The sequence below is a fragment of the Phycisphaera sp. genome (genome assembly GCA_025916675.1).
GTDB lineage: Bacteria > Planctomycetota > Phycisphaerae > Phycisphaerales > UBA1924 > JAHCJI01.
This window is the reverse complement of record CP098402.1, coordinates 3,475,015-3,497,143: the sequence shown is the minus strand read 5'-3', so window position 1 is coordinate 3,497,143 and position 22,129 is coordinate 3,475,015. Positions and strand designations below refer to the sequence as shown.

The window sequence follows — 22,129 nt, the reverse complement described above, 5'->3', positions numbered from 1 at the left end:
GCGAATCGTCCGGCGGGGCAGTGCTGCGTAGACCAATCGCTTAGTGGATCAGGTACAGCAGGGGGAACAGGAAGATCCAGATCAGGTCGACAATGTGCCAGTACAGGCCCACGTTCTCCATCGCCAGGTAGTTCTTGGGACCGTACCAGCCCTTCTGGTTGCGGTAGATCAGCCAGCCGATGAGCCCCATGCCGATGACCACGTGCGAGGCGTGGATGCCCGTGGCCGCGTAGTACAGCGACCACCACATGGGCTCCATCGCGTTCTCGGCGTACGGATAATCGAAAAGCACGCCGGGGCGCTTGCCCTCGGACCACTTAGGAATGTACTCGAAGGTGAACTTGATGAAGATGAAGGCCGCCGCGCAGAGCCAGGTGATGATCAGGTTGCGCTGGGCCCACACCTTGTTGCCCAGCTGCGTGTGCCGGATGGCCGACGCCATGGTGTAGCTGGACAGCAGCAGCACGAGCGTGTTGGCACCGCCGTACACCCAGTTGAGATAGTGCGACCCGTTGGCAAAGGCCTCGGGGTACAGCATGCGCATGATGGCGTAGCCGCAGAACAGCCCGCTGAACAGCAGCACCTCGGTTCCCAGGAACAGCCACATGCCCAGCTTGCCGGCGTCGAACTCGTCGTCCTTCGTCCGCCAGTGGTGGCCCTTCTCGATCGTCTCGTGCTTCGGGAGCGGCCCGGTGGGCAGCTCGCCGCGAGAGGTGGGTTGGATGGTGCTCATGCGTGGTTCTCTCTGGCTAAGACAACGATTCGATCCACTGGCTGATCCACGGTCAGGAATTCGGCGTTAGTGCTGGGACGGCTCGTCGGGCAGCGGATACTCGTCCTCGGTCCAGTGCGGCGGGATCTCGGTGTCGTACGCATACGGACCATGCCTGACGATCGGCTCATGCGCGAAATTGTGCTCGTCGGGCGGCGAGTCGGCCTCCCACTCGAGCGTCATGCCACCCCAGGGGTTCGGGCCGCACGGCTTGCCTTGCAACAAGGAGTGAATGAACGTGAACAGGTGCGTCAGGAAGCCGGCCAGCAGCATCCACGAACCCACCGTCGAGATCACGTGCATCCACTGGTACTCGTCGGGATAGCTTGCGTACCGCCGCGGCATGCCGTGGGCACCCATCACGAATTGGATGAAGAACGTGGTGTTGAAGCCCAGGAAGACCAGCCAGAAGCCCAGCTTCGCGGGCGTCTCGGCGTACATCTTGCCGAACATCTTGGGCCACCAGTGGTGCAGGCCGGCCAACAGGGCGATAACCGTGCCGCCGAACATCACGTAGTGGAAGTGGGCCACGACGTAGTACGAGTCGTGCAGGTGCATGTCGGTCGACAGCGTGGCCAGGGGCAGGCCGGTCAGCCCGCCGATGGTGAACAGGAACAGGAAGCCCAGCGTGTAGAGCATGGGCGTGTTGAAGACGATCGAGCCCTTATAGAGCGTCGAGATCCAGTTGAACACCTTCACCGCCGTCGGCACGGCCACGAAGAAGGTCAGGAAGCTGAAGATCGCCGCCGTCAGCTCGCCCTGGCTGGTGAACATGTGGTGGGCCCACACAAGGAAGCTCACCGCCGCGATGCCCAGCGAAGCGAACGCGACCGACTTGTAGCCGAACACGTTCTTGCGTGCGTGGCAGGTGATGGTCTCGCTGATCACGCCGAAGGCCGGCAGGATCATGATGTACACCACCGGGTGGCTGTAGAACCAGAAGAAGTGTTGGAACAGCACCGGATCGCCGCCCATACGCGGGTCGAACAGGCCGAAGTTGAACAGTCGCTCGAAGATGAGCATGAGCGTCGTGATGCCGATGACCGGGGTGGCCAGCACCTGGATGATGGCCGTCGCGTAGATGGCCCACACGAACAGGGGCATGTCGAACCACCCCATGCCCGGCGCACGCAGCTTGTGCGTGGTCACCACGAAGTTCAGGCCCGTCATGATGGACGCGAAGCCCATGATGAACACGCCGGTGATCATCGAAACGAGCCGCCAGTGGTCGGCGTCCGTGATGGTTGAGTATGGCGTATACAGCGTCCAGCCGGTATCGATGCCGCCAACCAACGCCGAGGCGAGGGCGAAAAGCGAGCCGAACACGTATACATACCAACTGGCCAGGTTCAGCCGGGGGAAGGCCACGTCCTTGGCGCCGATCATCAGTGGCAAGAAGAAGTTGCCCAGGCTGGCAGGGATGCCCGGCACGATGAACATGAACACCATAATCGCCCCGTGCAGGGTCATGGCGCGGTTGTAGATGTTGTATCCTGCGGCCGTATCACTCGCCAGGAACGAGAGCCGCTGGCCGGTCGTGACCGTCTCGCCCGCGGCGTTGACCATCACGCGCGTGGGTTCGAGCAACTCGATCCGCACCACCAGCGCCATTACCCCGCCCATGAAGAACAGGATGAGGATGGCCGTAAGGTACATCAGGCCGATCTTCTTGTGGTCGACCGTGGTCGCCCAGTTGACGATATCGGCCCACAGGCTGCCCTTCGAGGTCAGGTAGGACCCATGGTGTCCGCCACCGTGTTGTGGGGCCGAGCCGGCATGGGAATCGAGCGAACTCATCGTGCGCCTCCAAAGCGATCTGCAAGCGACGGCGTTCAGCCGCCGCTGGGGGTTCCTTCCATCGACTCGGCCGCTCCGGCATCGCCTTCGCTGGCACTCTCACCGGTCTCGCCCTCGCCGCCTTCGGCATCGGGGTCGACCTGTGTGGCGGCCAGCTCGCCCTGGGGCGTGGCCTCGCTGAGCGTCTTCATGTACGAGATGATCCAGCCGAGCTGCTCGGAGCTGATGCTGCCCTGGTAGCTCACCATCTGGTTGGCGTAGCCCGCCCGGATCTTGGCGGCCGGCACGTAGATCGATTCGCGGATGTGGTTGTCATCGGCCAGCACAGTGCTGCCATCGGCGTACTGGTGCTCGTTGTTGTACAGGTCCTTCCACGTCGGACCCGTGCCGCTTGCGCCATCCACCGAGTGGCACGAGTAGCAGCCGTTCTGCTGGGCCACGAGCTGGCCGCGCTCGGCCAGGGTGCCACGCGGTGAGCCAAAGATTTCGAGCTTGGCCTCGTAGATCTCACGCGGGACGACGCGGATGATCGCGGCCATCTCGGAGTGATAATCACCGCAGTACTCGGCGCAGAAAACGGTATGGTCACGGTAGGGATACGCGCCGAGTTCCTCGTCTTCCATGATGCGGGCCGTGTCGTCGAGTGGTTCGGGCGTGAACGTGTAGCTCGTGTACCGGTTGGGGAACACGTCGTACTTCATCCGGAAGTCGGGCACCCAGAAGCTATGGATCACGTCGGTGCTCGTCATCCTGAGCAACACAGGCTGCTCTTCGGGAAAGTACCAGACCGGTGAATCTTGGCTTGAGATGAATTGCTTGTTCTCGGTTGCCCGGGCACCCTCGGTCTCGGTCTCGAATTCGGAACTGATCTGCCCGCCAGGATACTCAAGCGACCACTGCCACTGGCGGGCGGTGAGGTTGCACTCGATGGCCCCCACCGGGGCGTAGCTCAGGTTGATGTAGCCGCGGAAGCCTTCGAAGAACATAACCGCGAAGAACAGCGTCGGGATGACCGTCCAGGTGATCTCGAGGATCGTGTTGTGGTGCGGGCTCGCGGGCGCGGCCTTGCCAGAGCGCCGGCGGTACTTCAGCGAGAACCACACCATCAGCCCCATGAGGCCTACAAACGAGACCACCGAGCACCACCAGATGAACTGGAACATCCAGTCGGCCTGATTGCCAGCCGCCGTGAAGCTCTTGTCACCGAACCACAGGCGATCCTGCAAGTTGGCCGTGGCCAGCAGCGGGGAGAGGTTGGCCATCAAGGCGTTCATCGCGTTCATGCGTGGGCTCCCACGGCCCGCCCATCGGGGCGGCCGCTGTCAAGTCCTGTCTCTTCTGTGGTCGGGGTGGCTGTCCGGCGGCGGACCTTGGCCAAGTGCTCGCTAAGCTTCAGCCCGGCCAGCAGGCCGCCGATCAGCAGGATCGTGAGCACCCCGCCGGCCTGCATCACGCGGACGGCGGCCAGGGTGTACGTGTTGCTATTGGGGTCGTAGGTGAAGCAGAACAGCAGCACCCGATCGCCGAAGCTGCGGCCCGAGCGGCCCTCGCCCGCGTCGAGCAGCGATAGGCGGACCTGCCGGGCCTGATAGTCGAATCCATAGAAGTACCGCGACACGGTGCCGTCGGGGGTTAGCACTACCGCGCCGGTGGCATGGGCGTACTCGTCGACGTCGGGCAGGAAGCGATAGCCAAAGCCCACCGACTCGGCGATCGCCCGCGACGTGTCGCCGCTGGCTCGCAGGAATCGGTAGCCGCCGGCCACCGCCTCCGCGTTGTCGGCGTTCTGCTCGTAGCCGGACCGATAGAGCATGGCGTATTCCTGCGCTTGCTCTTGTGTGTTGCTGGGGTCGAAGGACACCGCCAGCACGTTGTACTGCTCGCCGATGGTCCAGTCGTCGATGCCGTTGAAGGCCTTGTTGAGGTTCCCCAGCATGGCAGGGCAGGCCACCGGGCAGTCGTAATAGACCAGCAGCAATATCGTCGGCTTGCCGCGATCGGGGTTGGCCTCATCGTCGAAGAAGTCACCCAGGCGCATCGTCGCGCCATCTGCGGTCGTGACCATCGCGTCGAGCGGCACTCGGGCGCCGAGCTTCTCCTCGATGTCCAGGCCCCGGGCCTGCACTGGCACGTCGTCCTCGATCAACTGCGCGCACGCCGCCACCGACAGGCCGAGGGCCGCCGTCATGGTCGCGATGTTGCGCAGGATCGTGGTCATGTCTTCGCGTGGTTTCCTCTTACTGGCCGTAGCTCTGCATCACCTTGGCACGTGCCTCTTCGAGCGGGATGCGGGCCGCACCCTGCACCGTCTCGCCCGACCAGCCGTACTCGCCCAGTTCTTCGAGCGTCGTTGCCTTGTACTCGTTGGCCTCGACGGCCAGTTGGAGCGTTTCCAGCCTGTCCTGCCGCACGCCCAGCACGTACCGCTGGAAGAACAGCGTCACGCCGATGATCGAAACCACCACGAAGGCCACCATGCCCATGTAGAAGATGAGCAGCGCCTTGGTGTCGACGTGGCCCGAGTGCTCCTGCTGGGGCAGGCCCTCGTCGCGCGTGTGGGCGAACCAGTCGTCGTGGTTGTGCTGTCCGTCGCTCATCGCTTGATTCCTGTATCGCAGTACGAATTACTGTACGACCGATTCGGCTTGTGACTTCAGTGCTTGGGGCAATCTGCTTGGAAACCCCGTAGGTTCTTTTTTTACCTGGATTTAGGTATCGGGCTTCAATACCGGGGCTTAGATGTAATTCTTGTGCTTGAGTGCCTCGGGCATGCGGGGTTCCATCACGTTCACCAACGGGGCCTTGGTCAGCCTCCACAGCAGCACACCGACGTACAAGGCGATCACGCCGCCAATGCCGGCGATGTCGACCCACAGGCCCTGCATCAGGCCCACGGGGTGGTCCAGGGTCATCCCCAACGATGGGCGGATAATCCAATACAGGTCGACGACGTGCATGAAGATCATCCATGCGCCGATGATGCCGAAACCCAATGCCGACCGGCGGACGGCCCGCGGGAACATGAGCACCAGCGGCACGATGAAGTGGCCGATCACCAGGAACATCGTCAGCGCGGGCCACTCGGTCTTGCGGAACATGAACCAGGTGGTCTCTTCGGGGATCTGGCTGTACCAGATGAGGAAGTACTGGCTGTAGGCGATGTAGCCCCAGAACACGATGAACCCGAACATGTACTTGCTCAGGTCGTGGTGGTGCTCGGCGGTGATGAGCCCCTGCATGGTGCCCTTCGACCGAAGGAACGTGAGCAGCAGCGCCATGGCCGGGAAGGTGACGAACAGCGTGCCGGCGAAGAAGTACACGCCCCACATGGTGCTGAAGAACTTGTAATCGGTCAGGGCCATGAGCCAGTCGAAGCTGAAGAAGGCCGTGGCCAGCGCCATGACCACCAGGCCCCAGGCCGAGTTGAACGCGAGCTTGTTGGTCAGCCAGCGGTCGCCGGTTCGCTCCTGCTTGCGCGAGATGCTCCAGACCAATCGGCTCATGCCGATCCACACCAGGATGCAGAACGCCAGACGGGCGCCCACGAAGATGGGGTCGAAGTACACCCCCTTCTTGGTGATGAAGTAGCCTTCCTTGATGATCGCTGGGTTGAGCCAGCTCGACACGATGCCGGCCCGGCCATCGGCCGATGCCGAAACGACCTCGGAGATCGCAAACAGCACGACGCCGATGGCGGGCAACCAGACCAAGAGCGCGGCCTGCTCGAGCACGCGCTTCATCGTGACGTGCCAGCCGGCGGCACCGACGGCGTTGATCATGATGAAAAACAGCGAACCGAGGCTGAAGCCGAGTACAGCGAGCGTGCCGATGAGCAGGATGCCCTTGACGTGGACGACGGCGGCACCTGCGGACATGTCTTCGGACATGCCGGGCAGCACGAACGCACCGATGATCGCGATGGCAATCCCGATGACACCAACGGCGGCCAGCACCTTCCACAGCATGCCCACCTTCGAGGGTTCGAGGGTGATGTTCTCCTCGCGCAGGGCAGGGTCGTTCAGGTAGGCCGGCGCGTGGTCGGCCACGGGCTGATTAGCGGAGACGCTGCTCACTGGCCACCCCCCTGCTCTGTTGAACCCGTCGAACCCGAACCCGTCGAACCGCCGCGCGGGTCGAGCTGGCCCTGCGCCTCGGCGGGCAAGGATTGCGGATCGTTGTCGAAGGCCTGCTGCAGCACGCGGATGTGCGCCACGACAGCCCAGGTGTCATCGATGGTCAGGGCGTGCCCATACCCTGGCATGCGGTAGCGGCCGTCGGGGTGCTTCAGCCCGTTGCGGGCGATGTGGAAGAGGTATCCGTCGCCGCCGGTGGGCTCGCCTCGATCCTTGTACTTCGCGTCGTGGAAGGTCGGCACCGGCGCCGACCAGCGCCGACCGACCATGCCGTTGCCGTCACCCGAGTAGCCGTGGCAGGCCGAGCAATAGATGTTGAACCGCTCTTCGCCGCGGGCGAGCAGCTCGCTGGTCACCTCGACGGGCATGGTCTGCAGGGGCGTGCCGTCGGCGTTCAGGCCTGAGTAGGTCTCGATGCCCTCACCCAAGATGTCCTCACGCTCGCGGAGGAAGGGCATGGCCCAATCGATCTCGCCGGGGATCGTGTCTTCGGTGAACGAGAACACGCCGAAAGCGACCGTGCCGTCGACGGGCTCGCGCATGGTCCGGCCGTCGGCGAAGAACGGGGTCTTCGACTGCGGCTTGAAGCTCGGGCCGTCGTCCAGATCTGGGAAGAACTGGTGGGGGCGCTTCTCGGAGCGATCGCCCCGGCAGCCGGCCATAGGCAGCGCGGCGGCGAGGCCGACAGCGGCCAATGCGAGGCTCAGTGTTGCTCTGGTGCGTGTGCTCGGCATTGTGCTCACTCCTCCACCAGTTCGACGTGCGTGGCTCCAAGGCCCTGGAGCATCGAGACCGTGTCCGAGCCCTGGAACTTGGCATCGCCCGCTTCGATGACAATGGCGAACCGGTCGTCGCTGACACGCAAGAACCGCTCGCTCTTGAGCAACGGGTGGTTCCACCTCGGCAGCCCGTTAAGGGCCAGCATGCCGATGAGCGACGCGAACGCGGAAAACAACACACCGAGTTCGAACGTGACCGGCACCCAGGGCTCCCACGCGGCGTAGGCCTTACCCTGGACGACCAGGGGGTAGTCGACGGCCGTCATCCACCACTGCATCAGCAAGGCGACGCTGATGCCCGTGATCGCGCCACCGGCGACGATCAGCGGCAGCTTCGTGCGCTTCATGCCGATGGCCTCGTCGATGCCGTGGATCGGGAAGGGCGCGAACACGTCCCACTTCTGGAAGCCCGCGTCACGCACCTGCTCGGCGGCGTGGTACACGTCGGCGGACGTCTGGAATTCGGCCATCACGCCGTGAACAACGCCGCCGTCGGGCGTGCGGAATCCGTGGTCGGGCCGGGATGGAAGTCCGAGGATGCCCATATCAGCGGCCCTCTTCTTCGTTTGAGGAATCAGTGTCAGAGGAATCAACCACGCTCTCGCCGTGGCCCACGCCGCCCGAACCGGGGCCCTGGGCCTGGTTGTGGCCGTGGCCATGCCCCTGGTCACCGTGCCCGTGCGGGTCGGCCTCGGGCAGGATGGCCTTGATCTCGGCGATCGGGAAGATCGGCAGGAATCGCAGGAACAGCAGGAACAGGGTCATGAAGATGCCGCACGAGCCGACGAAGGTCAGGATGTCGACCCAGGTGGGGTAGAACATGTGCCACTCGCCCGGCAGGAACGCGCGGTGGAGGCTGGTCACGATGATCACGAAACGCTCGAACCACATGCCGATGGTCACCGCCAGCGCGACGATCCAGATGACGACCGGGTTGCGCCGCAGCGCCTTCACCCAGAAGAGCTGCGGGCTCAGCACGTTGCACGAGATCATTGTCCAGTAGGCCCACCAATAGGGGGCACCATCTTCGTGCAACCAGATCGGCAGGGCCCGGTTGAAGGCGAACACCGAGTACTCGAAGTCGTTGCCGCTGTACCAGGCGATGAAGAACTCCATCGAATAGGCAAAGCCCACCAGCATGCCCGTGACCAGCAGGATCTTGCTCATGTTCTCCAGGTGGCGGAGCGTGAGCAGGTCCTTCATGTTGGGGAAGAGCTCACGGCAGGGGATCAGCAGCAGCAGCACCATGGCGAATCCGCCAAACACGGCACCGGCCACGAAGTAGGGCGGGAAGATCGTCGTGTGCCAGCCGGGCAGGATCGAGGTCGCGAAGTCGAACGACACGATGGAGTGCACGCTGAGCACTAGCGGCGTCGACAGTCCGGCCAGCAGGATGTAGGCCTTCTCGTAGCGCATCCAGTGGCGGCTCGAGTTGCGCCAGCCCAGCGAGAGGAAACCATAGATGAACGACCGCAGTGCGTCGGGCTTGAACGGAGTGAACGGCAGTCGCGCCTGGTGCGGATTCTGGAGTAGGCGGAGATCGGCCCGGTCTCGCAACGTCGCAAGGTCGGGGATCATGCCCATGAACCAGAACAGCACCGACACGGTGGCGTAGGTGCTCACCGCGAACACGTCCCACAGCAGCGGGCTGCGGAAGTTGGGCCAGATCCAGTTGCTGTTGGGCAGCGGCGCCAGGAACCAGGCCATCCAGGCCCGGCCCACGTGGATGCCCGGGAAGATGCCCGCGCAGATCACCGCGAAGATGGTCATCGCCTCGGCCGCCCGGTTCACCGCCGTGCGCCACTGCTGCTTGAACAGGCAGAGGATGGCGCTGATCAGCGTGCCAGCGTGGCCGATACCGATCCAGAACACGAAGTTGGTGATGTCCCAGGCCCAGTCGACCTGGTTGGTCAGGCCCCACACACCCACGCCGGTAATGATCAGGTAGAGGATCATCAACTGGCCGATGCCCGCGATGCTGGCGGTCATGCCGAACAACGGCAGCCACCAGCGGCCCGGGCTCTTCTCGGCATACCCACACACGATCTCGGTGATCTCGTGGACCGAGCGGTTGTTGAGCACCAGGGGTGCGCGGCCGGCAGGGTCGTCGGTCAGCGAGCCGTCGCCCGTGCCGGGCTCGGGCGCGTAGGTCGAGGCCTCTGGGGCCCGGCCGGCCAGGCGATCGGCGGTGCGTTGATCGGGGGGAAGATGGCTCACAGCAGGCCTCCCTGCGACATTGCGCCCTTCAGGACCTTGAGGCTCAAGGCGTACCCGGTGTCTTCCTCACGCCGATGGAGATCGAAGAAACTCGTTCCCCGTGCGTGCGGCTCGCCGTGGTCATCGCCGTGTCCAGGCCCGTCCTGATAGTGCAACTCGAGGCCCATCTTCTCGTTCTTCACGTCGTGTGGGTGCCAGTCGAGGTGCTCGTAGCGCTTCTTGTCTTCGACCTTGAGGATCTCGGGGTTGGGGTTGTACACCGCCATCATGTGCGTCGTGCGCGGGCGGGTGTTCAGGTAGCCCAGCACCGCGTAGTTGCGGCCGCTGTCGCGCGTCCTGGTGACGGCGCTCTCGGGGTCGAGGATGTCGCCGAACACGATCGCGCCGGTCGGGCACGCCTGCTGGCAAGCCGTCTGTACGAAGCCCTCGGGGATGCTCTCGAGGCCCCTGAGCTTGGTTTCGATCTTGGCGTTGTTGGTGCGCTGGATGCAGTAGGTACACTTTTCCATCACGCCGCGCGAGCGGACGGTGACGTTCGGGTTCTTCTGCATCTTCTCGATCTCGGTCAGCTTGGCCCGAAGGCGAGGCGGGATGAAGTGCTGGTTGGGCGGCAGCTTGTCCTCGAAGAAGCCGTTGGTCGCCCGGCTGGTCTCCTCGTTCAGCCCACCCTCGAGCCGCTTGGTGCCGTAATCGAAGAAGTTGAACCGGCGGACCTTGTACGGGCAGTTGTTCGCGCAATACCGCGTGCCAATGCAGCGGTTGTAGACCATGTAGTTGTGGCCCTCGGGGCCGTGCACGGTCGCGTTCACCGGGCACACCGTCTCGCACGGCGCGTTCTCGCAATGCACACACGCCACCGGCTGGTGCAGGATCTCCTCGGGGTCGTTCAGTTCGCCCACGAAGTAGCGATCGACGCGGATCCACGTCATCTCGCGGCCCTTGGCGACCTCCTGCTTGCCCACGACCGGGATGTTGTTCTCGCTCTGGCACGCGATGGTGCACACGCCGCAGCCGGTGCACGCGGCCATGTCGATAGTCATGCCCCACTGCGGGCTCTGGCTGTACGTCGAGCCGGGCTCGGCATCGCCCTTGCCCGTGGCGTCTTCGCCCGTGCCCTTATTCAGCGGGTTGCCGTAGATCGAACGGTTGGGCGGCGCGTGGCTCACCGTGCCGAGCTGCTCAGCGAAGTTCAGTTCGCTCTTTGCCAACTCGTACTCGTCGTTGTGCTTCTTCTTGTAATCGCCGAACCGCTGCCACGCGGGCAGCTCGACGCGGCGCACGATCTCGGTGCGGCCTTCGAGCGACCAGTGGTTCTGCGTGCTGGCGATCCAGTAATCGCCCGGCACCCGCTCCATGCGTGCGCCCGCTGCGGCGTACTGCCCGGCGGTCCGAACCCCGTAGGTGTCGAAGCCCGCGCCCTCAGCGATCGCCCCGCCGCGCGTGCGGCCATATCCGAGCCGAAGCACGATCGTGTCGTCGGCCAACCCGGGGCAGATCCACACCGGCAATTCGAGCGTGCGGCCGCCAACACTCAGGCGGACCATCTTTCCCGTGGTGTGCTCGCGCAGATACACGTGCTTGGGGTTGTCGCCGCCGGGCACCAGGCCCATCTTCTGGGCGGTAGCCGGGCTGATGAGCGCCGGGTTGTCCCAGGTCGTCATGCTGCCGATGTCGGGTAGTTCCTGCAGCCACGCGTTGCCGGCATAACGGCCATCGAGCGTGCGGCCGGGGGTGAACAGCACGTCCATCGAGCCCTCGGCTGGTACGCTGCCGATACGGATCGTCCCGATAGCATTGGCCAGGCTCGGCAGGTTCGTGTTTGGCGAACGCCCGGCTTGGGCGGAGCCCGCCACCAACCCATCGTGCAACGCCCGACGCCAGCGCTTCTCGAATTCACCGCGAGCGCCAACACCGAATCGCTCACGCATCACGCGACGCCACACGGACCGGACGATGTGGTGGCCCTCGGGCCACGCGGGCAACTCATCGCCGCCCTCGGCAGTCTCGCCGGCCACATCTTCGGGGAACACGTCGTCGGCGTTGCCCACGCGGGTCGGGCCGTCCTGGCCATCAACGACCACGGCGCCTTGCTTGCGTGCCGACTCTTCCAGGTGCGTCAGGCGTGCCTCGTCCTCGAAGGTCTCGCCCGCAAGGAAGGCCAGCAGTTCGATCTCGCTCTTGCCGTAGTACAGCGGCGCGATCATGGGCTGCACGACGCTCAGCGTGCCGTCGGCGGCCACCACGTCGCCCCACTGCTCCAGGAAGTGGGTGCCGTTGAGGCGCCACGTCGAGGCGGCGGCCGTCTCGGTATCGTGTACGCTCAGCGTGATGCGCGTGGGCACCTTCTCGAACCGCTCGGCAAAGTTCGCCTCGACGGGCGCGTCGTACACGGGGTTGGTGTTCAGGCACACCATCGTGCTCACCTGGCCGGCGTCGATCGCCTGGCCGAGCGCGACGAGGTTCGCGTGGCCGTTCGCAGCGATGTCGGCCGGCATCGGGCGGTAGCGGACCACCGATCCAACCGCACCAAGGGCCGCGTTCATCGCATGGGCGAGAGCATGCACGCCCAGCGGCAGCGATGCGCCGACGAGCACGATCGACTCGCCGCGGTGCGCCGCAAGGTCCGCCGCACACTGGTCGATCCAGGCCTGCTTCAGCGTGATGCCCGAGGGCACCGTGACGCCCGCGAGCGCCGACTGGATCGCCGAATCGCCACCAATCTGCCGCATCAACGCCTTGGCCAACGCGACCACGAAGGCCGGCTGCAGCGACGGCGCCAGACGCATCCGATGGTCGGCCTTGCCACCGCTGGTCGAGAGGGAACCCTCGACCGCGTAGATGCGGCTCATGTCGATCGGATCGCCTTGGTCGTCCTCGGCGGTCATCGGCGCACGCTGGGACACCAAGCCGCGAGCGTTCCGCAGTTCGTCGCGCTCGCCATACGCCGGGTCGCGCTCAACGAGCACCATCCGCTTAGCGTTCTCGAGACGCAGCTCCTCGGTCATCGGCTGGCCGAACGCCAGGCGTGACGCCTCGACGGCGTTGGGGTTCTCGAGCGGCTCGTACGCCAGCCAGCGGGCGTTGGGCCAGCGACGCATCACCGCGTCGCGCATCGCGTCGCGGCTGGGGCTGGTCTGCTTGCCGGCGACGAACGCGAGCCCGCGACCACCATTCGCGTCGTAGCGCGTCAGGCCGTCATCGCCGCGTGCCCACACGCCGAAGTCATCCCACGTCGCCTCGAGCGCACCCCGGGTCGGGTTGTTGTACGACACCTGCATCAGGCGGTACGGATCGTACAGGTCGAGCACGGCCGCCTGCGACCAGATGCTGCTACGCCCCTGGTTGATCGGGTGCAGCGGGTTGCCCTCGATCTTCGTCGGCCGGCCGGTGTGCGTCTCGACGAGCAGGCCCTCGGCCCCGCCGCCGGGCAGGGGCATCGCCGTGGCGTAGTACTTCGCGCGGCCGGGCACCTGGTCCTCGGGCACCTCGCGCGAGTAAGGCATGATGGTGTGCTCGGGGCGGCGGCAGCCGGGGATGGTCGCGGCGCCGGCCAGCGCGAGCGACGCGCCCATGACCTTCAGGAAGTCGCGGCGCGAGCCCTCGAGCAACTCGCTGGCGCGCGAGGGGAACTCGCGACCGAGCCACTCGCGGAAGTCGGCCTTGTCAACGAACTCGTCGACGCTGCGCCACACCGGACGCCCGGCCGTTTCGGCGAGCTTCCGCGGTGCGCGATCGATCTCACGCTTCCCGCGGGTCGAGGGGCACTGGTCGATGGTCTTCTCTGCCATGCGGTCTTCTCCGGCTGGCAAGCCTGATTCGAGCGAGACGATTCCAGAGCGATTCAGTAGTGGCACGCGCCGCAGTTCTCGGGAGGTGCCTGGCGGATGCCCGCGAGCACGGCCGACGCCGCGGCTGCCTGGCCCTCACCCTCGCCGTTCCACACGGTTTCGACCCACTCCAGGTCGGTCACCATGTCCTTGGGCACCAGGTACTTGGCCGGGTCGTCGTGGCCCTCGATGGCATCACCGACGCCGCGGTGGCAATCGAGGCACCAACTCATGCTCAGCGCCTCGGCCTGGTACACCACCGGCATCGCCTCGATCTGGCCGTGACACGAGTAGCAGCTCACGCCCGCGTTCACGTGGGCATGGTGCGGGAAGTTGCGCACGTAATCGGGCAGCTTGTGGATGCGAGCCCAGGGGATCGATTCGTCCTCGGTCCACGCCGTGCGGATGAACTCGACCTTCTCGGCCGGGTCATACGTGGGGCTGAGCATGCCGTCGGTGTGGCAGCCCATGCACGTCGAAACCGGCGGGATGTTGGCCTCGGCCGACTTCTCGACGTTGGTGTGGCAATAACGGCAGTCCATGCCCAGCTTGCCCGCGTGGATCTGGTGGCTGAAGCCCGAGCCCGGCTGGGTGGGCATGTAACCCACCTCCCAGTACTTGGGCGTGAAATACGTCGTGACCACGCCGATGACCACGATGAGGCTCACGGCCCCGCCGATAGCCCCCACCGTGGGCAACAGGTTCATCCATACAGGGAATCGAACGGACACCGGACGCCTCCCGTCTGCTCCCAGAGTGGCTCGCCCCACCAAGGACGGCCGCACCGGGCCCAAACCGTGTGCGCGGACCCGTGGTGGGCCACGCTGTCCCAATAATCCCACCGCGCGACCCGAAAAGCATCCCACGCGTACACTCAGACAGAAAAAAGTACTGTTTTACGGAAAGTGAGACAGAGTCTCAACAAGGCCCACATCCGCGTCTCGAACCAGGGAATCAGCACGTGACCCGTTCAAAAACTAAACTTGATGGCACCTCACCCCCAACCGTCCGGAGCATCGCCGGGTCGGTCATTGTCGGCGGCTTCGGTACCGCCATCGCCATGTGGCTGACGTGGCTTATCGGACATCAACCCTGGCTCGATCTGCCCGCAGCGGCCACCGGCATCGCCATGCTCGGCTGGCTCGTCGCCGGGGCGTGCTTTGGCGGGCTCCATGGCGGACGCCGCCTGGGCTGGCTGGCCGGGGGCGGCACCACCCTTGTTGCGGCCATGCTGAACCTGCTGATCATGGGCTCGCTCGTGTCCGAGAGCATCGACGGGGCATTGCCGGCCGAGGGCTCAGCGGGTCTCACCCCATCGGCGAGGATGACCATGCTGGGTTTCCTCGGTGCGAGTTTCGTCGGCGGGGCGGTCATCGGCGGGGCGAGCGGATTGATCGCTCGGGCTCGTGAGCCGCGGCCGCTCGCAACCTGGGCCGGCCGCTTCGCCGTCGTCGCCGCCATTGCTGTTGCTCCCCTCCTACTCCTGGGCGGGCTGGTGACGAGCACGGGCTCGGGGCTGGCCGTGCCCGACTGGCCGGGCACCTACGGCGCGAACATGTTTTTGTACCCCATCGCGCTGATGGCCGATCCGCGCATCTTCTTAGAGCACACGCATCGGTTGTTCGGCTCGCTCGTGGGCATCACCACCATCTCGCTGGCGATCTTCGTGTGGTCGACGCGTGAGCTGCGCAAGAAGATGGATGTCCCGATCGCCATCGGCGTCGTGGTTGCCATCGGCGCGGTGCTGGTCGCGGGATTGCGCATGCACACGAGCGACGCGCTCGGCGGGCTGGCGTTCGGCGGCATCGCCGTCGCCGTCGCGCTCGGCAGCGTGGCGTGGTTCTTGACCGCCCTCGGCAAGCAACGCCCGGCGCAGGCGGCCGCGGCGCTCATCCTGATGGTCAGCGCCCAGGGCGTGCTGGGCGGCACCCGCGTGACCGAAGCCAACCCGCTGCTAGGCACCATCCACGGCGTGCTGGGGCAGGCCTACTTCGCGTCGATGGTGATGTTCGCCGCCTGGGTATCGCCCACCGCGCGCAATCTGCGAGCGCTCGAACGCCCGCGCGCCTGGGTGCGCAGTGGGGCGTGGATGCTGCTCGCCGCGCTGCTGCTGCAACTGGTGATGGGCGCGATGTACCGGCACGGCAGCATGGCCGCCGAGCCGCGCGCGTGGGCTGGGCCGGCATTGCACGGGCACATGACGTTCTCGGTGATCGTCGTGATCCTGGCATCGATCGTGGGCTTTGCGCTCATCGGGCAGGGCTCGGGGCCATCGTCCGAATCTGGCGATGGGCATGACCAACGCGGTGCCCGTGCAAGCGGGCGGCTCGGGAAGCTGCTGTTCGTCGCGGTTTTGCTCCAGTTCGCGCTCGGATGGGTGGCGTTCGCGCTGGTAACCGGTGGCGAGCAACGCGTGGTTCCGACAGCCGAACAGTTAGCGGACGCGACCAGCGTGCCCGTCGCCACCGCCCTGGTCACCTTCGCCCACCAGGCCAACGGGGCCCTGCTGCTGGCCACGGCGAGCGCGGCCGTGGTGTGGGGCGGGCTGGTGCTCGCGGCCCGTCGGCAACCCCGGGTGCAACCGGCGGCCGTCTGAACCCATCAATGAGATTGAGAGGGCTCACGCCATCGGGATCCTGTGCAATGCCCAGCCAGATCTTGCGTTGGACCCGTGCGGACGGCCGATGAGGGGCGTGGGGCCGCCTCGGGCCGAACCCTGACCCGCGTGCGCGACGGAGCGAGCCAATGGCAAACCAGGAAGGCACAGCACGGGGCGAGCAACAAACCACGCTCGAAGAGCAACGCCGGCAGGAGCGCGTGGACCTTCGGCGGGTGTGGGAGCCCATCGAGGCGTCGGAATTTGGATTCGATCAGGCGCGGCACTTGCTCTGGCGTGCGGGTTTTGGCGCGACGCCCGCGCAAATCTCGGCGATCGCGTCGATGGGCCCGGAGCGCGCCGTCGATTACTTGCTCGAAACGCCCGACGCGCCCGATGCGATGCCCGGGGCCGACCTGTTCGATCGGAACATCATGCGGCCTTATACCGAGGAGGAGCGCCGCATCGCCGCCAACGCGCGGCGGTCTCGCGACGAGGACGCGCTGGCTTCGCTCCGCGCGATGCGCCAGCAGGCGCAGGTGCAGGATCGCCGGCAGATGCGCGAGATCCAGCGGTGGTGGCTCACGCGGATGATCGAGACGCCCCGCCCGCTCGAGGAGAAGATGACGCTGTTCTGGCACGGCCACTTCGCCACCAGCTACCGCACCATCGAAGACAGCTACCACATGTACATGCAGAACCAGCGCTTCCGCAGGCACGCGCTGGGCAACTACGGCGAGCTGCTGCACGAGATCATCAAGGATCCGGCCATGCTGGCCTACCTCGACAACAACGACAGCCGCAAGGGTCAGCCCAACGAAAACCTGGCGCGCGAGCTGATGGAGTTGTTCTCGATGGGCGTGGGTAGCTACAGCGAGGGGGACATCCGCGAGGGTGCCCGAGCGCTCACGGGCTACACCTTCCGCGACGACGAATTCGTGCTCGACCGCGAGAACCACGACGGCGGACGCAAGCGCATCTTTGGACGCAGCGGCGAGTACAACGGCGAGGGCTTCGTGACCGCCATCCTGGCCCAGCGCGCCACAAGCGTCTATATGACGCGTAAGTTGTACACGTTCTTCGTTGGCGACCTGCCCGAGGAACCGCGTGACTTCTCACCCGCGGAAGGCTCGGTGCTCGACAAGATGCGCCTGACGTTCGTGCGGAAGCGATACGCCATCAAGCCGCTGCTGCGCGAGCTCTTCCTGAGCCGGCACTTCTACAGCGATGATGTCGTCGGGCAGCGCATCAAGAGCCCGGCCGAGCTGGTCGTGGGCGGCGTGCGCGAGCTGCGCACACCGGTGCGAGAACTCTCAACGTTACTCGACGCGATGGCGCTGATGGGCCAGAGCCTGTTCTTCCCGCCGTCCGTCGCGGGCTGGAGCGGCGGGCGTGCGTGGATCAACACCTCGACCATGTTCGTGCGGCAGAACACGCTGGCCTTCCTGCTGACCGGCCGGAAGCCCAACGGCCCGGATGCGCTAGCCGACATGCAGCAGTACGAACCGGACCCGATCATGGCCGAACTCCGCGCAGTGTTCGACGAGGGCGACGACGAGCACGCCGTGCGGAGCGTGCTGCGGTACACACTGGGCCGGACGCCGCCGCACGCGATCGAGTCTCTCAAGGATGTCCTGCACCGCCGCGGTGGCGCTCGGGACGGCGAGGCTCTGCGCGATATGCTTCTGCTGGTTGCGGCGATGCCCGAGTACCAGCTCTGCTAATGATTCGAGACCGACCGGAGGGATTGAGCATGGACCTGCACGACTCGAAGGCTTACACCCGGCGCGCGTTCCTCGGACGCGGGGTGATGCTGGCATCGGCATCGCTGGCCGCACCGGGATTCGTGCAGTCGGCGGCCTGGGGGCTGCCCTCGCCCAGCGCCATGCTCACGAGCCTCGCGGGCGTGCCCGAGGACCGCGTGCTAGTGGTCGTGCAGCTCTCGGGCGGCAACGACGGGCTAAACACCGTGGTGCCCTACGGCATGGATGAGTACTACCGGGCCCGCCGCGCGATCGGCATCTCGAAGGATCGCGTGCTCGAGCTCGACACGCGGCAGGGGCTCGGCTTGCATCCCGCGCTCGCGCCCATGAAGGAGATGTACGACTCCGGACTTTGCTCGGTGTTCCAGGGCGTGGGCTATCCCAATCCCAATCGCTCGCACTTCAAGAGCATGGACATCTGGCACACGGCCGAGACCAGCGGCACCGGCGAGGGCTGGATCGGGCGGTACCTCGATAGCGAGTGCGTGGGCTTTGGCAAGGGTGAGAGCGGGAAGATTGAGGGCGGGGCGACGGACGGTGGCCCGCCGGCGATCTCGATCGGGCGCGATGCGCCGCTGGCGATGCAGGGCCGGAAGGTAAACCCCGTATCGTTCGAGAGCGCCGACGTGTTCCGCTGGCTGGGCGAGGACCACGACCGCGCGCTCAAGGGCGGGTACGACCACCTCAACCGGCGCGAGGCGCAGGGCCCGGCCGACAGCAACGAGGCCTTCCTGACCAAGACAGCGCTCGACGCGCAGGTCAGCAGCGACATGATCCGCAAGGCCGTCTCGACCCAGCCGCTGGTGCGCTACCCGGGGAATGGGCTGGCGCGGCAGCTCGCGATGATCGCCCAGATGATCCGTGCTGGGCTGAAGACACGCATCTATTACGCCACTCTGGGTGGGTTCGATACCCATGCCGGCCAGGGCGGGGTCAACGGCCGTCACTCGCAATTGCTGGGGCAGATGGCCCAATCGATGAGGGCGTTCTACCAGGACCTCAAGGAACAGGGCAACGACGGGCGCGTGATGACGCTCACCTTCAGCGAGTTCGGGCGGCGGGTCTCGCAGAATGCCAGCGGCGGCACCGACCACGGAACTGCGGCCCCGATGTTCCTGTTCGGCCCGATGGTGCGCCCCGGCGTGCATGGCACGCACCCATCGATGAGCAACCTCGACGGCGGCGACCTCAAGCACACGCTGGACTTCCGCCACGTGTACGCGGGCGTGCTCGACAGCTGGATGGGTGCCGATTCCGAGGCGATCCTGAACCGGCGTTATCGGCCCGCGCTGGTGCTGGGTAAGTCCTGAACCGGACCTTGGGTGTTTACCCAGGCGTGCTAATTAGTGCAGGATGCATGTAGCTCGGCGTTTCCGGCCACCTAGAGCCATCAGAAAAGCGATGCTTCTCTCCGAGGGACCCCGACGCTGTGGGCCCGTTGGAGGCGGTGCATGTTTACTCGGATACGCAACGGCTGGGCGATCTCGATGGCGAGCTTCGGGCTGCTCATGGAGAACAAGAAGCTCATCATCTTCCCTCTGCTGAGCTCGATCGCGGCCCTATTGGTCGTGGCGAGCTTCGTCGCACCGATCGTGGGAACGACCACGGGGCGGACGATCTTCATGACCGAGGATCCCAACGCCCAGACCGGCCAGATGGTGGTCATGTTCCTGCTGTACTTCTGTTGCTACTTTGTCATGTTGTTCTTCAACGCGGCGCTGGTGGGCGTCACGATGATGCACCTGGATGGGCGGCCGTACAAGCTCAGCGACGGGCTGCGCATCGCGTGGGACCGGTTCAGCCTGATCCTGATGTGGGCGGTGATCGCCGCGTCGGTGGGCTTCGCGCTCAAGATGATCGAACAGCGGTCGGCCCTGGCGGGCAAGATCATCGCGCTCGTGCTCGGGTCGGCGTGGACGGCGATGACGTACTTTGTCGTTCCCGTGATGATCGTGGAGCGGGCCCCGGCGCACAAGGCCATCGGGCGGTCGTTCTCGCTCGTGAAGCAGACCTGGGGCGAGGGGCTGGTGGCCAACTGGGCCAACGGGTTGTTCATCGCCGCTGGCGTCATCGTTGGGTTCGTGGTCATGTTCGCCGCGGGCGCTACGGGCGACCCGGTCATCGCTGGGCTTGGCATCATCCTCGGCTTGTCGTGGATGGGCCTGATGGTGCTGGTGTCCATGACGCTCGATTCGATCACCAACGCCGTGCTGTACGTCTACGCCAGGACCGGGCAGTCACCCGATGGGTTCGACGACCAACTGTTGGATATGGCGTTTGCCGGCAAGGGCGGCGCCGGAATCCGCATCGGCAACGAGGGCGCCCAGATGGAAGAGCCGGTGCAGACAAGATCGTCGCTCCCAGCGCTCCCCGAATTGCCTGATAAGGCGAGCGGCCCGTCGCTTGCTGACATGCGTAAGAAAGAAGCGGCGTCGGACCAATCGACCGACGCCGCCTGAGAGTACTGGAACCCGATCAAAAGTCAGCCGGGGCAGCCCGCGACGAACTCGTTCTGGAATGCCAGGAAGTCGAAGATGGTCAGGCGGCCGTCGCCGTCGAAGTCGGCGATGGGATCACCTAAGCCGAACAGGTTCTGGAACTCCAAGAAGTCGAAGATTGTCAGCTGGCCGTCGCCGTCGAGGTCGGCGCGGCATGTTGGCGCGATGCCATCTTCGCCGAAGATCATCATCGGGGCGTAGGACGGTTGATCGGTGACCGGGCTGAAGATCGGCTCGTAGCCGCCGCCCGCGAAGCCAACCAACCCGGGCTCCACGAACTCGCCGGCCAGGAACGGGCTGGGCGGGAGCAGCACGGGCTCGGGACCGGTGCCCTGGGCCGTGAACTCGACGAAGTACTGGCCGGGGGGCATGGGTGGAACCCATTGCATGTCGACCAGGGCCTCGACGATCGGGTGGCTCGGGTCCTCGGTCTCGCCCTCGTTCACGGCATAGATGCCGGTGAAGATGGTGTCGTCCAGACGGTTGGTGAACAGGTCGCCCGCGATGACGGTGCTGGTGGGGTCGCCCGGGAAGCCGTTCCAGATCTGGACGCCGATGGCCTCGAGCGGCTGATCGGGCAGCGTGAAGGGCTGGATGAGGCGGACGGCCATCGAGTCTGGGGTCCAGACCTCGCCATCTTGCACCAGGAACGGCTGGGCGATAGTGGTCTCGCCCGGTGTAATCTGCACGCCGCGGGGCGCACCAGCGGGCACCACGAGGACGGGGCTGTCGTTCGGGCCTCCGATGAGGTCGGTGGTGGTGGTCGTGTCGCCACCGATGTAGGCGTCCACTTCCTCGTGCTCGCCCGCGCCGCCCATCTCGATCTCGACGTCCAGGTCGTGATCGTCGTCGCCGGGCATGTCAAACTCGATCTCGGTGTTGTTCGAGAGGTCCATGCTGAAGGTGGAGGCCGCACCGACGGCGGGCACGGCCACGCCGGCGAACATGCCGGTCGCGGTGGACTCGGTGATCAGACCACCCCGAGCGCGGATGATGAGGCTCCCGCTCTGCGGCGTGACGTCTCCGGGCACGATCATCTCGAAGTCCATGGTGGGTGCGTTGTTGACCATCTGGTCATCGGCCCACTCGAAGTCTCCGCCCTGGACAAAGTTGTCGATGTCGATGAGCAGGTACTCGGTCGTGATGCCGGTAGTGTTGTCGATGACGCGGCCGATGACCGGATCGACGCGGCGGACCTTGCCGACACCACCCTTGATGCCCGGCTCGGCGCGCCAGCGGCCGACCCAGCCGATGCGGCCGCGACGGTCCATGCCACGACCCCGATAGAACAGCTTGGCGGCCGACCACGCTCGCCCGTAGGCCGAACGCTGGCCCGGGCCCACTGGGCACAGGTCGACGTCGCCGTACACGCGGATCGTGCCGTCGGCGGCACCAACGGCCAATGTCGTCACATCGGTTTCTGAGTTGGCCTCTGAAATAGTCCCAGCGACCGCGAGTGCGGTGAAGGTCGAGACACCAACCCCAACGACGTTGATTGCCAGGTTGGTGTCCTTGTCCTTAGCACGGCCGCACCGGGCGTACGCGTACTCCTGGTGCTTCAGGCGCAGCTCGGGCGGCAGGTTGCCGCGGGTGGTGATGTTGAAAACGTGCTCGACGCAGTAGTCGTTGGCTGCGGGGTCGGCCACGGCGGGCATGCCCGCCCCGGCCAGAAGGACCGCGATGGCCGCTCCGGTCGAAAGGGTGCGAGCGTTTCGAACGACTGTGCTCTGTGCGGTAGCGGCCATGA

General features: G+C 65.5%; 16 protein-coding genes. 4 read left to right on the top strand and 12 right to left on the bottom strand.

What is annotated here, in order from left to right; genetic code table 11:
• Window positions 1–40: 40 nt before the first annotated feature.
• The 11 genes from NCW75_14980 to NCW75_14930 form a co-directional block, all read right to left on the bottom strand.
• Window positions 41–733, bottom strand: coding sequence for a cytochrome c oxidase subunit 3 family protein (locus tag NCW75_14980; protein ID UYV12584.1), 693 nt, complete (start codon window positions 731–733; stop codon window positions 41–43).
• A 66-nt stretch (window positions 734–799) separates the two neighbouring features.
• The gene (locus NCW75_14975; protein UYV12583.1) at window positions 800–2,569 is read right to left on the bottom strand and encodes a cbb3-type cytochrome c oxidase subunit I; all 1,770 of its coding nucleotides are present in this window, start codon (window positions 2,567–2,569) and stop codon (window positions 800–802) included.
• A 35-nt stretch (window positions 2,570–2,604) separates the two neighbouring features.
• Window positions 2,605–3,852, bottom strand: coding sequence for a c-type cytochrome (locus NCW75_14970; protein UYV12582.1), 1,248 nt, complete (start codon window positions 3,850–3,852; stop codon window positions 2,605–2,607).
• Window positions 3,849–4,787, bottom strand: coding sequence for an SCO family protein (locus tag NCW75_14965; GenBank protein ID UYV12581.1), 939 nt, complete (start codon window positions 4,785–4,787; stop codon window positions 3,849–3,851). Before NCW75_14965 ends, NCW75_14970 begins: the two co-directional genes overlap by 4 nt.
• A 19-nt stretch (window positions 4,788–4,806) precedes the next feature.
• Complete coding sequence (locus NCW75_14960) at window positions 4,807–5,166, bottom strand: hypothetical protein (GenBank protein UYV12580.1); 360 nt, start codon at window positions 5,164–5,166, stop codon at window positions 4,807–4,809.
• Between the two features lie 138 nt (window positions 5,167–5,304).
• Complete coding sequence (locus NCW75_14955; protein UYV12579.1) at window positions 5,305–6,642, bottom strand: hypothetical protein; 1,338 nt, start codon at window positions 6,640–6,642, stop codon at window positions 5,305–5,307.
• Window positions 6,639–7,436 carry a cytochrome c gene (locus NCW75_14950; GenBank protein UYV12578.1) on the bottom strand — a complete coding sequence of 266 codons (798 nt, stop codon included), beginning with the start codon at window positions 7,434–7,436 and terminating at the stop codon, window positions 6,639–6,641. The genes NCW75_14955 and NCW75_14950 overlap by 4 nt, the downstream gene beginning before the upstream one ends.
• Before the next feature lie 5 nt (window positions 7,437–7,441).
• Window positions 7,442–8,026: a DUF3341 domain-containing protein gene (locus NCW75_14945; GenBank protein ID UYV12577.1), complete on the bottom strand. Its 585-nt coding sequence runs from the start codon at window positions 8,024–8,026 to the stop codon at window positions 7,442–7,444.
• Window position 8,027: 1 nt separating this feature from the next.
• The gene (gene nrfD / locus NCW75_14940) at window positions 8,028–9,698 is read right to left on the bottom strand and encodes a polysulfide reductase NrfD (protein ID UYV12576.1); all 1,671 of its coding nucleotides are present in this window, start codon (window positions 9,696–9,698) and stop codon (window positions 8,028–8,030) included.
• Window positions 9,695–13,486 (bottom strand): TAT-variant-translocated molybdopterin oxidoreductase, encoded by a 3,792-nt coding sequence (locus tag NCW75_14935; GenBank protein ID UYV12575.1) that lies wholly within the window; start codon window positions 13,484–13,486, stop codon window positions 9,695–9,697. The genes nrfD and NCW75_14935 overlap by 4 nt, the downstream gene beginning before the upstream one ends.
• 53 nt (window positions 13,487–13,539) lie before the next feature.
• The gene (locus NCW75_14930; protein ID UYV12574.1) at window positions 13,540–14,232 is read right to left on the bottom strand and encodes a cytochrome c family protein; all 693 of its coding nucleotides are present in this window, start codon (window positions 14,230–14,232) and stop codon (window positions 13,540–13,542) included.
• 254 nt (window positions 14,233–14,486) lie between these two features.
• Here NCW75_14930 and NCW75_14925 point away from each other — a divergent pair, with 254 nt between their 5' ends.
• The 4 genes from NCW75_14925 (at window position 14,487) to NCW75_14910 (ending at window position 20,343) form a co-directional block, all read left to right on the top strand.
• Entirely contained in the window at window positions 14,487–16,121 is a 1,635-nt protein-coding gene (locus tag NCW75_14925) for a COX15/CtaA family protein (GenBank protein UYV12573.1), read from the top strand.
• A gap of 149 nt (window positions 16,122–16,270) precedes the next feature.
• On the top strand, window positions 16,271–17,845 hold the full coding sequence (locus tag NCW75_14920) for a DUF1800 domain-containing protein (GenBank protein UYV12572.1): 1,575 nt from the start codon (window positions 16,271–16,273) through the stop codon (window positions 17,843–17,845).
• Between the two features lie 29 nt (window positions 17,846–17,874).
• The gene (locus tag NCW75_14915) at window positions 17,875–19,194 is read left to right on the top strand and encodes a DUF1501 domain-containing protein (GenBank protein UYV12571.1); all 1,320 of its coding nucleotides are present in this window, start codon (window positions 17,875–17,877) and stop codon (window positions 19,192–19,194) included.
• Between the two features lie 141 nt (window positions 19,195–19,335).
• Window positions 19,336–20,343, top strand: a complete 1,008-nt coding sequence (locus NCW75_14910; protein UYV12570.1) for a DUF6159 family protein — start codon at window positions 19,336–19,338, stop codon at window positions 20,341–20,343.
• Window positions 20,344–20,366: 23 nt separating this feature from the next.
• Here the strand turns inward: NCW75_14910 and NCW75_14905 are convergent, their stop codons facing one another.
• Entirely contained in the window at window positions 20,367–22,127 is a 1,761-nt protein-coding gene (locus NCW75_14905; protein UYV12569.1) for a hypothetical protein, read from the bottom strand.
• Window positions 22,128–22,129 lie beyond the last annotated feature (2 nt).